Source organism: Actinomycetospora sp. 2LY8.5 (assembly GCF_057180585.1).
Genome location: NZ_JBXUHE010000004.1, coordinates 388,591 through 400,910, shown reverse-complemented (window position 1 = coordinate 400,910; position 12,320 = coordinate 388,591). Strand labels below are relative to the sequence as shown.

The 12,320-nt window shown below is 74.4% G+C and carries 11 protein-coding genes; 5 read left to right on the top strand and 6 right to left on the bottom strand.

The features are described from left to right. Position 1: 1 nt before the first annotated feature. Positions 2-658, top strand: coding sequence for a winged helix-turn-helix transcriptional regulator (locus tag AC2A1K_RS08285; RefSeq protein WP_483895829.1), 657 nt, complete (start codon positions 2-4; stop codon positions 656-658). Positions 659-667: 9 nt separating this feature from the next. Here the strand turns inward: AC2A1K_RS08285 and AC2A1K_RS08280 are convergent, their stop codons facing one another. After that, complete coding sequence (locus AC2A1K_RS08280) at positions 668-1,543, bottom strand: enoyl-CoA hydratase-related protein (protein WP_483895828.1); 876 nt, start codon at positions 1,541-1,543, stop codon at positions 668-670. 252 nt (positions 1,544-1,795) lie between these two features. Between AC2A1K_RS08280 and AC2A1K_RS08275 the strand changes: the two genes are divergently transcribed. Then, positions 1,796-2,032 carry a hypothetical protein gene (locus AC2A1K_RS08275; protein ID WP_483895827.1) on the top strand — a complete coding sequence of 79 codons (237 nt, stop codon included), beginning with the start codon at positions 1,796-1,798 and terminating at the stop codon, positions 2,030-2,032. 169 nt (positions 2,033-2,201) lie between these two features. Here the strand turns inward: AC2A1K_RS08275 and AC2A1K_RS08270 are convergent, their stop codons facing one another. The 5 genes from AC2A1K_RS08270 to AC2A1K_RS08250 all read right to left on the bottom strand — a co-directional run bounded on the left by AC2A1K_RS08270 (position 2,202) and on the right by AC2A1K_RS08250 (position 10,385). Continuing rightward, a complete protein-coding gene (locus tag AC2A1K_RS08270; RefSeq protein ID WP_483895826.1) occupies positions 2,202-7,955 on the bottom strand; it encodes an ATP-binding protein in 5,754 nt (1,917 codons plus the stop codon). 89 nt (positions 7,956-8,044) lie between these two features. After that, a complete protein-coding gene (locus AC2A1K_RS08265; protein ID WP_483895825.1) occupies positions 8,045-8,230 on the bottom strand; it encodes a hypothetical protein in 186 nt (61 codons plus the stop codon). 10 nt (positions 8,231-8,240) lie between these two features. Next, the gene (locus AC2A1K_RS08260) at positions 8,241-8,849 is read right to left on the bottom strand and encodes a ferric reductase-like transmembrane domain-containing protein (protein ID WP_483895824.1); all 609 of its coding nucleotides are present in this window, start codon (positions 8,847-8,849) and stop codon (positions 8,241-8,243) included. Beyond that, positions 8,846-9,391 carry a hypothetical protein gene (locus AC2A1K_RS08255; protein WP_483895823.1) on the bottom strand — a complete coding sequence of 182 codons (546 nt, stop codon included), beginning with the start codon at positions 9,389-9,391 and terminating at the stop codon, positions 8,846-8,848. The genes AC2A1K_RS08260 and AC2A1K_RS08255 overlap by 4 nt, the downstream gene beginning before the upstream one ends. Positions 9,392-9,416: 25 nt before the next feature. Continuing rightward, positions 9,417-10,385, bottom strand: coding sequence for a nicotianamine synthase family protein (locus AC2A1K_RS08250; RefSeq protein WP_483895822.1), 969 nt, complete (start codon positions 10,383-10,385; stop codon positions 9,417-9,419). Between the two features lie 11 nt (positions 10,386-10,396). On the opposite strand from AC2A1K_RS08250, the gene AC2A1K_RS08245 reads away from it, so the two are divergent. The 3 genes from AC2A1K_RS08245 to AC2A1K_RS08235 are packed head-to-tail and all read left to right on the top strand — an operon-like array spanning position 10,397 to position 12,283. Further along, a complete protein-coding gene (locus AC2A1K_RS08245) occupies positions 10,397-10,768 on the top strand; it encodes an ArsR/SmtB family transcription factor (protein WP_483895821.1) in 372 nt (123 codons plus the stop codon). 37 nt (positions 10,769-10,805) lie between these two features. Then, a complete protein-coding gene (locus tag AC2A1K_RS08240; protein WP_483895820.1) occupies positions 10,806-11,741 on the top strand; it encodes an adenylate/guanylate cyclase domain-containing protein in 936 nt (311 codons plus the stop codon). 20 nt (positions 11,742-11,761) lie between these two features. Next, positions 11,762-12,283 carry a VOC family protein gene (locus AC2A1K_RS08235; RefSeq protein ID WP_483895819.1) on the top strand — a complete coding sequence of 174 codons (522 nt, stop codon included), beginning with the start codon at positions 11,762-11,764 and terminating at the stop codon, positions 12,281-12,283. The last annotated feature ends 37 nt before the right edge of the window (positions 12,284-12,320 follow it).

Here is a 12,320-nt window from a genome sequence, read left to right as displayed (position 1 = left end):
TATGGCTGCTCGGCGGGACTACTTCGACGGCTGCGGCGCTGCGCACGCGCTCGACCTCGTGGGGGAGCGGTGGGCGCTGCTCGTCGTGCGTGAGCTGGTGCTCGGCCCCAAGCGCTTCACCGACCTGCGGGCCGGGCTGCCGCACGCGAGCCCGAACGTGCTCTCCCAGCGGCTGCGCGAGCTCGAGGACGCCGGCGTGCTGCGCCGGCGCCGGCTGCCCCCGCCCGCCGCGTCCGCGGTGTACGAGCTCACCGAGTGGGGCCAGGAGCTCGAGCCGGTGCTCCAGGCGCTCGGCCGCTGGGCCGCCCGCTCGTTGCCCGAGGCCGACGGCATCAAGGTCGACTCGTTCATCCTGTCGCTGCGCACCCTGTTCGTGCCCGAGCGCGCCGTCGACGTCGACGTGACCCTGCAGCTGGTGCTCGACGAGCAGCCGTTCAAGGTCCACCTCGCGCACGGCGAGCTCGACATCGAGCGCGGCGAGGTGTCCGGCGCGGACGTCACCGTGCGGTGCTCGCCGACGACGCTGGCCGGCGTGGTGCACATGGGCCTGCCGATCGCCGACGCCGAGGCCCAGGGGCGGCTCGTGCTCACCGGCGACGCCGCCGCGCTGACCCGCCTCGTCGACAGCGTGCAGATGCCCGAACCCCTGCCCGCCTAGGGTCGCCGCCTAGGGTCGCTGCGGCCAGCCGGGCGCCAGATCGACGTGGTCACGCGTGCGGCGCAGCGGGAACGCCGGCGCGCGCTTGTCCAGGAACGCCGTGACGCCCTCGGCGGCGTCGGCGTCGCGCCCCAGCTCGGCCACGGCCCGCGAGTCGAGGGCGTGCGCCTCCCACGGCGAGCTCGCCGAGAGCATCGACCACATCATCTGCCGGGTGAGCGCCACCGACACCGACGAGGTGTTCTCGGCGACCTCCCGGGCCAGGGCGTAGGCCGTGTCGAGGAGGTCCTCGTCGGGCACCACACGCGAGACGAGCCTGCCCTCCAACGCCTCGCGCGCGCCGAAGACCCGGCCGGTCATCGCCCACTCCATGGCCTGCGAGATGCCCACGACGCGCGGCAGGAACCAGCTCGACGCCGCCTCGGGCACGATCCCGCGGCGCGCGAACACGAAGCCGAAGCGGGCCGACGCGCCCGCGATCCGCACGTCCATCGGCAGGGTCATCGTCGCGCCGACACCCACCGCGGGGCCGTTGACCGCCGCGATCACGGGCACCCGCAGCGCGGCGAGGCGCAGCGACACCACACCGCCCCGGTCGCGTCCCACGCCGTCGATCTCGCCGTAGTGCTCGGCCTCGTCGCGGCCCCGGTCGTCGAACGTGCTGCCCCCCTCGCCCAGGTCGGCCCCGGCGCAGAACGCCCGCCCCCGCCCGGTGACCACCAGCACCCGCACCGCGTCGTCGGCGTCGATGGCGTCGCAGGCGGCGACGAGCTCGTCGCACATCCGGCCGGTGAAGGCGTTCATCCGCGCCTCCCGGTCGAGCACGATCGTGGCGATCCCGCCCACCACCGAGTACTCGATCTCGGTGTAGTCCTCCCCCGGCACGCGCGCCTCCCGTCCCTCGGTCCCCGACGCGACGCACCCTCTCGCCGCCGACGAGAACGGTCAACCCTGACCGGAACCGAGCACGGCTCGTCGCGCGCCGTTGGGCCGGACGGGCGACGGTGGGCAACGCGACGTTCTCGGGTGTCGCAGGGTGTGGACAGGCTGCGCACGGGGTAGGAAGGTCGGACGTCCGGGTCGACGGTGCGGTCGCCCGTTCCCCAGCCGGCGCCCCCGAGCGCCCGAGGAGGACCCGTGACCACCGTGATGCGCTCCCCCCTCACACCCGCCGAGGACGTCGTCGTCCCGGTTCCCGAGACGGTCGACGCGGCCACCCTGAGCTGCCGGCTGCACGCCGTCATCGCCGACCCCGCGACGCTGACGGTCGTCGTGGAGGCCGGCGACCGCGCCGACGACCCCGACCTCGCCCGCGTGCTCGCCTGCGCCCGCGACGCCGCCACCGGCCGGGGTCTGGGCTTCGTCATCAGGTAGTCGCCGTCGGACCCCCGTGGTTTCCTGGGGACATGCCGTTCGTCCACGGGCACCCGCGCGAGTCGGGGTGGGTCGTCTCCCACTACCGTCGCCCGCAACGCGCCGGGGACGACCAGCTCGACCTCATCGTGCCCGCCCCGCGCGCCCGCGACCACGAGCCGGGCGACGATCAGGACCGCGAGAGCACCTCCGACGAGGACGCCGACGACCCCGAGGACCCAGACGACCCCGACGACGCTCCCCGCGCCAGCGTCTTCTCCATCCCGCGCCGCACCGCGTCGACGAGATAGGGCCGCAACCGCTCGGGGTCGACGATCGCGTGCACCGAGCCCATCTCCCGAGCCCGGGCCACCGAGTGCTTGGTGTCGAACTCGTCGGCCACCTCGCCGAGCTTCTCCGAGCGCACCACCGGCCGCACGCCGGCCAGTTCGCCGCGCAGCTCCGCGACGTCCTCGCCGCGCTCGAGCCGTTCGCTGATCCGGCTCTCGAGGTCCGCGACGCGCGGGTCGGCGGCCGTGCGCTTGGCGACCTCGCCCGAGAACACCACCGCGGCCGCCGGCGCCCCGCCGATCACCGAGGCGTACGAACCCTCGACCGCGGCGATCTCCATCTCGTCGTTGAGCGTCCCGGAGAACACGACGAAGGCGCCGCCGTGGTACCGCGAGACGACGCAGAAGACGATCGGCCCGTCGAAGTTCACGACCGCCCGGCCGATCTCCGCGCCGTACTCGAGCTGCAGCCCGCGCAGCGACTCCGGCGAGCCGTCGAAGCCCGACAGGTTGGCCAGCACGACCACCGGCCGGTTGCCGCTCGCCGCGTTGATCGCCCGCGCCGTCTTCTTCGACGACCGCGGGAACAGCGTGCCCGCGGTCCACTGCGACGGCCCGTCCACCGGCGGCGGCCCCCGTCGGGGGATCGGCTTGGACTCGATGCCGATGAGCTCGACGGGCCGGCCGCCGAGGTGGGCGTCGAGCACCACCACCGACTCCGCGGCCTGCATGTCGGCCCAGCGCTCGAGCGTCGGGTGGTCGGTGTCGGCGACGCCGCTCATCAGCGAGCGGATGTCGAACGGCTTCTTGCGCTCGGCGTTGCTCGCCGGGTCGAAGATCTCCCCGATGACGGTGAACCCGTCGCCGTGGTGCGGCGCCGACCGGACGTCGCGCTCGACCGGGTCGTGGGTGGGGGCGGGACGAGGGAAGCGCTCGCCGGGCACGACGTAGGTGTGCCGGTAGTGCGCGAGCAGCACGTCGACGGCCCCCGAGAGGTCCGGCGCCCAGTACTGGGCCTCGCCGTTCGGGCCCATGATGCGGTCGTAGCCGCCGATGCCGTAGTTGTCCTCGGCCGAGACGCCTCCGGAGTAGTCGAGCGACTGCTTGCCGGTGAGCACCATCGCCGAGTCCGGGGTCATGACGAGGATGCCCCGGGTGTGCATGAGCATCGTGGCCTCGGCGTTCCAGTAGGGCTGGGCGCCGACGTTGATGCCGGTGACGACGACGTTGATCTCGCCGCCGGCCTGCGTGAAGTCGATGATCGCCCGGAGCACCCGGGAGATCCAGTCCATGTTCTCGGTGCCGGAGTCCATGGCGATCTTCGCGCCCGCCGACACCGCGTACCACTCGATGGGCACGCGGTGCTCGCGCGCGAGGTCGATGGCGGCGAGGACGCGACGGCACTCCGGCTCGGCGATCGCCCCCAGCGCGCGGGTCGGGTCGCCGAGCAGCACCACGCGCGTGAGGCCCTCGGGTTGGCGCAGGGTCGGCGTCGTGACCATGCCGAGGACGAAGTTGGCCGTGTTCGACCCGGGCGCGCGGTCGACCGGGACCGGCTCGAGGGTCTCGGGGTCGATGTCGTACTCGGTGAACGTGCCCGCCTCACCGCCCGGGTCGGGGCTGCGGGTGAGCAGCGGGACGAGCTCGTAGGGGTAGAGCGCACCGCGGCGCGCGGCCTTGATGACCTTCTGGGTGTACGCGTCGAGCTCGGCCATCGGCCGGGTCGGCGGGGTGGTCACCCGCAGGGTGAGCCCGGCGCCCGGCGGGCGGGACATCCGCAGCAGGAACTCGCCGTCCGGGGTCCGGAACCGCACCATGACCTGCTCGATGCCCAGCGACTCGGTGCGCGGGGCGAGCGTGCGCACGATCCCGTCCAGCTCGGCCAGCGGGACCTCGACGAGCGGCCAGACGTAGAGCAGCACGCGGTTCCAGCGCAGCGCCGCCAGCTCCGAGTCGGCGGCGCGCGCCGAGCGCAGGCTGTCGAGCGCCGCGTCGAGCACGGCCTCGACCTGGGGCAGCGCCCGCACCGTCCCGTCGTCGCCGCGCAGGATCGTGAGGTCCCGGACGTCGCCGGTGACGATCAGCCGGCGGTCCTCCGGAACGTGGCGGCCCCGGGCGTGGAACAGGTGGACGTCGGTGGCCGAGGGCAGGCGGGTCAGGTCGAAGTCGCGCAGCCGCCACAGCCCGAGCCGCTCGGCGACCATCGGGTGCAGGCCGCGCAGGGTGCGGTCCTCGACCGGGAGGCGAAGCGACGGGGGGAGCGCACCGAGCGGGGAGCTCGACCCGGGAGGCGGCGCGTGCGCGTCGTCGGGCCGGAAGGTGAACCAGCTGGTGGCGGCGCCGCCGTGGTCGCCGTCGTGCCCGGTGCCGCGGATGCCGACCGTCACGCGCCCGACGGCCGCGGGGATCGTGCCGATCGAGTCGCGGATGCGCCTCGCGCGTTCCTCGGGCCCGTCGGGGGCCTCGGGGCCGCGCGGTGAGGTGACGTAGAGGTCGACGAGCACGGTGTCGCCGTCCGGGAGCGCCTCGATGAGGCGGTGCAGGTCGGTCGACACGGTCGCCGGGGCCGTGGCGCCGTCGGGCTGGTCGACCGTCGCCACGGTCGCGAGGACCACGTACGAGTCGCCGTCGTGGGTGTACCGCGCGGTGAGCAGCGGGCGCCCCGGGTGCTCGTCGACGTGCACGTCGCCGACGTCGCGGATGAGCCCGTAGTAGCGCCGGGTCATCACCTCGAGCATCACCGCGTGGTGGCGCTCGGAGAACAGCCCGAGGATCGGCTCGCCGGACGCGACGATCTCGTCGATCTGCGCCGACCGGGTCGCGGGGTCGTCGGACAGCGCGTCGAGCTCGGCGCGCACCCGCTCCTGGGTCTGCTCGCGCTCGGACTCGATCAGCGGGGCGTCGAAGCAGCGGAACCGCACCTGGCGGGCCAGGTCGCCGACCTGCGGGTGCCGCACCTGGGTGGCGGCGACGAGGTGGTCGAGCACCGCGCGGTAGGCCTCCCCCTGATCGTCGCCGTCGGCGTGGACCGACTCCGGCGCTCGCAGGCGGGCGCGCATCAGCGCGGCGACCACCGGCTGGTGCGCGCCGGAGCGGCGGTGGGCCAGGAACATCCGGTACAGCGCGGGCCCGAGCAGCTCCGGGGCGGCGGTCAGGTCGGGTACCCCGTAGTGCTCGAGCGCCCGGGTGAGCTTGAGCCGGAAGGACTCGGGCAGGACCTCGGCGTCGGCGTCGCGCGAGCGCAGGTAGGCGTAGAAGTACTCCTGCGGGTTGCGCGTCGACTCCTCGTCGACCGCGGTGTCGTCGAGCTCGCCCGGACCGCCCTCGAGGCGGCGGTTGCGCGAGAGGGCGGAGAGGTCCGCGACGATGCGCAGGATGCCCATCTCGTCGGCGAGCAGGTCGCGGTCGTCGGCGGGGAGCTCCTCGCGGGCGCGGTCCAGCGCCTCCAGCAGGGGCGTGGTCTCGCGCTCGTCGACGTCGTAGCCCAGCACGAGCGCGCGCAGGGCCGCGAGCGCGTCACGGGCCCGGGTGCGGGCGTCGGCCCGCACGTCCTCGGGCATCGGCGAGGCCAGCGCGGCGAGGCTGACCCGCTCCTCGCCCGACGAGCCGCCCGGGTCGTCGGCGTCGGGCTCGAGCCGCACGAGCCGCGACCCGCCCTCGACCTGGGTGTTGGCGTCGACCAGCACCTCGGCGACCCGCCCGCTGACCGGGGCGCGCAGTGCGGTCTCGAGCTTCATGCTCTCGACGACGGCGACCGTGTCGCCCTCGCTGACGGGGTCACCGGGGGAGACGGGGATCGAGACGACCATCGCCGGTGCGGGGGCGCGCACGAGCCCGGCCTCACCGCCGGCGATGCGGTGCACGGCGCCGTCGACCTCGACGAGGTAGTCGGGGCCCTGCGCCACCGACAGGACGCCGAAGGTGCGCCCGCCGACGGTCAGGCGGCGCTCGAAGCGCCCGGAGCGCTCGACGACGACGTCCACCCCGGAACCATCACCGTCGCCCTCCAGCACCACCCGGTAGTGCGACGGCCGCGTGCGGGCCACCCGCAGCCGGTAGGACTCGCCCACGACGCGGACGTCGACCTGGTGCCACACCTCGTGGCCGACCTCGGGCCGGCCGCGCTCGGCGGAGAGGAACAGGCGGCCCTCCTGGCGGAACTCGTGCGCCTCGTGCGCCTCGACGGCGGCGGCGAGCAGGGCGACGTCGACGCGGCGCGGCGGGGTGTAGCCGTCGGCCATCATCGTGTCGAGCCAGGTCGTGTCCGCGGTGCCCTCGGTGACCTCGGGCCGCGAGAGCAGGTCGAGCAGGAACGCCTTGTTGGTGGTGCCGCCCTCGACGACCACGGCCGTCTGGCGGATCGCGCGCGACAGCCGGGCGCGGGCCTCGTCGCGGGTGCGGCCCCACGCGATCACCTTGGCGATCATCGAGTCGTACTGCGGCGGGATGACGTCCCCGGTGGCCACGCCGGTGTCGACGCGGATGCCGGGGCCCGCGGGCAGCACGAGGTGGCGGATCGCGCCGGGGGCGGGCGCGAAGCCACGCTCGGGGTCCTCGGCGGTCAGGCGGGCCTCGATGGCGTGCCCGGAGGCCGGTGGGCGGATCGGGTCCGCCTCGCCCAGAACCTCGGCCAGCTCGCCGCCCATCGCGACGTGGAGCTGGAGCTTGACGACGTCGACACCGGTGACGGCCTCGGTGACCGGGTGCTCGACCTGCAGCCGGGTGTTGACCTCCATGAACGAGAGGACCTCGTTCGCCGGGTCGTAGAGGAACTCCACCGTGCCGGCGTTGACGTAGCCCGCGGCGCGGGCGAGGTCGGCGGCGCTCTGACGCAGCAACCGGTCCTGCTCGGCGTCGAGGGCCGTGGACGCGGACTCCTCGAGCACCTTCTGGTGGCGGCGCTGGACGCTGCAGTCGCGCACGCCGAGCGTCACGACCCCGCCCGCGGCGTCGGCGACCACCTGTACCTCGACGTGCCGCCCGCCGCGCACGGCGCCCTCGAGGAACACCGTGCCGTCGCCCGCGGTGCGCGCGCCCTCGGACGAGGCGCGGGTGACGGCGTCGTCGAGGTCCTCGGCCCGGCCGACGAAACGGATGCCGCGACCCCCGCCGCCGGCGGTGGCCTTGACCATCAGCGGGAAACCGATCTTCTCCGCGGCGGTGCGTGCGGCCTCGACGTCGGCGACCGGGCCGCCGCTCCAAGGGGCCATCGGCACGCCGACGCTCTCCGCGATCCGCTTCGACTCGATCTTGTCGCCGAGCCGGCGCATGGTCTCGGAGTTCGGGCCGACGAACGCGATGCCCAGCCGCTCGCACAGCGCGGCGAACTCGGCCCGTTCGGACACGAAGCCCCAGCCCGGCCACACGGCGTCGGCGCGGCAGGAGACCAGCGCCCGCTCGAGCTCGGGGAGGTCGAGGTAGGGCACCGGGCCCATGTCGTCCGGGTCGTCCGGGCCGATCAGCACGGCCTCGTCGGCCTCGCGCACCGCCATCGCGTGGCGGTCGACCGCCGTGTGCACGGCGATGGTGCGGATCGGCGGGAGGACGCCGTCGTTCTCGACGTTCCACTCCCGTACGGCGTTGATCAGACGCATCGCGGGCTCACCGCGGTTGACGATCGCCAGGCGCTGGAACGGACGAGGCGGCACGCTCACGGTCGCCGACCCTAACGGCGACCGGCGGGTCACGCGGAGTCCTCGGGGTGCTCGCTAGCCCGCCGGGTGGCTCCCGTGCCCGATCCCTCTCACCGCTCGCCGGACCGCGGCGGGAACGTCATCAGGTCGGGGACGCGCCCGACGCTCGCGGGCCCGGACGCCCGTGGGGTCTCGTCGCGCAGCTCGCGGAGCAGGTCGGTCACGGGTCGGCCCTGCCCGTGGGCGGCCGGGTGCGCGGTGCGCGCGAGGTCGGCGAAGATCGGCGTCGGCTCCATCGCGGCGATGCTAGCCGCGACCGTCCGTTCCCGGACCGACGCGCCCACGGTCGTGCGGAAGCGCATCACCCGCCCGAAGGGCACCCACGAGCCGGACCACGACGCCGACGGCACCGAGGCCGCCGAGCGCGAGCAGCACCACGGTGCCCCACCCGTCGAGCGCGCCCTGGATGAGCACGGCGTGCCCCACGCCGAGCACCACGACCAGACCGGCCAGGCTCCCGTGCACGAACCGCCAGGTGGCTGCCGACCAGCGCAGGCGCCGCCGCAGGAGCCCGAGCAGCGTGACCACCGCCAGCAGGATCGTCGCGATCAGCGCCATGCGAGCCCGCGTCGGGCCGTCGATCGACATCGCGTAGAGCGCGTCGTCCGGGCTCTCGACCACGAGCGCGAGCACGTGCACGGCCACGAGCACGGCGATCACCCCGCCGGCGCGGACGTGCGCGCCGACCTTCCGGCGCGTGAGCCAGGGCTGGGCGGCGAGGGCGGCGACGGCGACGCAGGCCGCGAGTGTCGACACGACGAGCACGGGGGAGGCCTGCGCGAGGTGGGGCGCGGCCACCGCGAGGCCGAGCAGGAGCACCCCGCCCAGCGTCGCGACCCCGAGGACCACTCTCACGAGGCCGGCACCAGCGTGAGGTCGACGACGGCGAGGGGGTCCTCGGGGTCGACGACGTGCCGCTGCCACACCGACTCCCACGGGCTGCGGTCGGGATCGTGGGCGACGTGCACGTTGGGCTCGCCGAACTGGGCCACCGCCGGGTCGGTGTCGACGCGGTAGCGCCCGTCCGGGCCGGTGAGGACGGTGGTCCGGTTCTCGCGCTCGCTGCCCAGCGCGGTCTGCAGCCACACCTGGACGGGAACGCCGTGCAGCGGACGGCACGCGGTGTCGCGAACGATCCCGGTGATCTCGAGACCGCGGCCGAGCGGCACGTCGAGCGGGGCGTCCTCGCGGTAGTTGTTGCGTCCGCCGGGGTTGGTCACCGTCGGCGGGCAGGTTGCGCCGGGGGCGGGCGCCGGCGCGGCGGTCACGACCTCCGTCGCGCCCACGTTCCGCGCACCGGTGCCCGACTCGTCCGAGCGCCACAGCGCCGCGGCGATGATCGCGACGAGCAGGACCACCGAGGCGACCGCGACGGGGTGCGGGCGGGTGCGGGGCACGTCCCGAGCATGCCTGGTGTCCGGGTCAGTCGGGGACGCGGGCGAGCACCACGGAGTTGACGACGTCGGTGTGCGGGTGCAGCACAGCGAGCGGTTCCAGCCCGCCGAGACCCTCGTCGGCGACGTCGAGCACGGGGTAGAGCAGGCCACGCAGTGAATGCGCGCTGCGGGCGAGCACGGTGGCGCCGGGGCGCATCCGCGCGCGGACGTGGGCGAGGGCGGCGGCCTTGTCGCCGGGGGCGAGACCGACGAGGGCGGCGACGCACACGAGGTCGTAGCCGGTGAGGTCGTCGAGGGCCAGGACGTCGCCCCGGGTGACCGTGACGTCGTCGCCCAGCGCGCGCGCCACGGCGCCGCCGAGCGCGACGGCCTCCGGGTCGAGGTCGACGGCGTCGACGGTGACGCCGTGGCGTGCGAGCAGCAGCGCCGAGAGCGGCAGCGGCCCGGAGCCGACGAACAGGGCGCGGCGGGGCGCGCGCGGGGCGTGGCCGGCGACGGCGTGGTACTCGATGCGGGTGAGGTCGCGGTAGTTCTGCAGGTACGGGAAGCGCTCGAGCTCGGCGTCGGGGTCGGTCGCGGCGAGCACGCGGCCGGCCCAGGCCCGCTCGAGGGCGTACTCGCCGCTCGCACATCGGGCCCGCAGGTCGGGCAGGCGGTCGGTCAGCTCCGGGTCGGCCAGCACGGCCTCGACGACGTGGTGCGGGCGCGGCGTGACGGCGAGGCCGACGAGCCGGGTGAACAGCGCATCGGTGTCGGGGCCGGGCTCCAGGTCGGGCGCGGCGACCAGGGCGTCGTGCAGGGAGAGGATCTCGGCGAGGAGGGCGGTGTGCTCGGCGGCGGTACCGCAGGCCCGAACCGGGAGACGGCCGGCGCGGGTCCGGGCGGTCGGGCGGGTGATCGCGCGGTTGTACGGGGTGCTCATCTCCGAGGGGACCTCCCACCGGCGGGCGACATCGTCCGAGAGCCCATGGAACGCGATCTCTCGCTCTGGCACGATACGTAAACGTGTACGCAACTGACAACGCCGGATCGTCGGACGGCGGGTTCGCGGACCTCCCCGCGAGCGAGCACGTCGACGTCGCGGTCGAGGGACTGCGGATGCTCGCGGACCCGACGCGGTTGCGGATGTTGTGGCTGCTCTGCGGCGACGAGCTCGACGTGTCGACGCTCGCGGAACGCCTGGGCGCGACGCGGCCCGCGGTCTCGCAGCACCTCGCGAAGCTCCGCCTCGCCGGTCTGGTCACCCAGCGACGTGCGGGACGTCACGTCCTCTCGCGTGCGCGGGATCACCACGTCGGCGACCTGCTCGACGTGCTCCTCCACGACGCGGGACACCGTCGGGCGATGACCGCGCACCCGCCGGAGGCCCCGCCGTAGGGTCCGGTGCCGTGGGGGAGCCGGACGGTCAGCTGGCGTGCTCGAGCGCGAGGTCTGGCACGACCTCCTCACCCCCGACGCCGCGGACACCCTGCGCCGCGAGCTGCACCCACGTCTCGCCGACCCGACGACCACGCCGCTGTGGGTGCTGTCGATCGGTCTGCGGATCGGCGGGCGCCACCGCGACGTCGGCATGCTCGGGGTGACGTTGCGTCACCCCGACGGGAGCCCTCTCGGCGCGGTCCTGATCTACGCGCCGCTCCTGCCCGCGCGGGTGCTCGCGCTGGTCACCGAGGGCGACGAGGCCATGTTCGAGCGCATGGCCGACCTCTCCGCGCCCGCCCAGCGGTCGGCCGCGGTGGTGTTCGCCGACATCGACGGGTCCGGGCCGTTGTCCCGGCGCCTGCCGACGCCGGTCTACTTCGAACTGATCCGCGGGGTCACGACCGCGTTCGACGAGCTGGTCGGCCGGCACGGCGGCATCGTCGGCAAGCACGCGGGCGACGGGGCGAGCGCCTACTTCCTGAGCGACTCCCACGGGTCCGACGCCGACGCCGCGAGCGCCGCGCTGCGCGTCGTGCAGGAGCTGCCGGGCGTCGTGGCCGACGTCGTCGCCGATCTGGCCGAGAGCGGTGCGGAGGTCCGCGCCGAGGACTGCCGCATGAACTTCGGCGCGCACTGGGGCGCCGGGCTGTTCATCGGGCAGATCGTCACCGGCGGCCGGCTCGAGGTCACGGCGCTGGGCGACGAGGTCAACGAGTGCGCGCGCGTGGAGCAGGTCGCGACCGGGGGCCAGCGGCTCGTCACCAAGAACCTCGTCGAGCGCCTCGGCGAGGACTCCGCCGCCGCGCTCGGCCTGCGTCCCCGTGGCCTGACCTACCGGATGCTCGCCGAGCTCACCCGCGACGGCGGTGCGGGCGGCGGCAAGGCCGAGCGCGATGCGGGGTCGTTGGCGGTCCACGATCTCGGTTGAACTCCTCTACGGTCTCGGGAATGAGCGCCGACAAGAGTTCCCTGATCAGTGAGGACGAGCGGCAGCGGCTGACGGCGGCGCGCGACCGGATCCGCGAGGAGTTCCTCTACTCGCGTGAGAACCGGCCGCCCTCGACGGGCAAGGGCATCCACCACACCGCGCTGGTCTGCCGCGACGTGCGCACCACCGTCGAGTGGTACCAGAACGTGGCGGGCTTCCCGGTCACCGTGCTGTTCGAGAACCGCGACCTCGCCGGCTCGACGCACTTCTTCTTCGACGTCGGCAACGGCAACTGCCTCGCCTTCTTCGATCTTCCGGGCGTCGATCCGGGCCCCTACGCCGAAGTGCTCGGCGGGCTGCACCACATCGCGATCTCCGTGCCCGGGAGCCAGTGGTACGGGATCAAGCGCCGCCTCGACGAGCGCGGCGTGGAGTACGTGATCGAGTCCGAGGTCTCGATCTACACACACGACCCTGACGGCGCACGCGTCGAGTTCATCATGGACCCGCTGGGCGAGATGTACGGCGAGGACACCGTCTAGGAGACCGCCTCGCCGGTGCTGGCACAGCCAGGCCGCC

Bases quoted from the DNA above. Each gene is read 5' to 3' on its own strand.
- AC2A1K_RS08285 (WP_483895829.1), top strand. From the start codon at position 2: ATGGCTGCTCGGCGGGACTACTTCGACGGCTGCGGCGCTGCGCACGCG.
- AC2A1K_RS08265 (WP_483895825.1), bottom strand. From the start codon at position 8,230: ATGGAGCCGACGCCGATCTTCGCCGACCTCGCGCGCACCGCGCACCCG.
- AC2A1K_RS08235 (WP_483895819.1), top strand. From the start codon at position 11,762: ATGAGCGCCGACAAGAGTTCCCTGATCAGTGAGGACGAGCGGCAGCGG.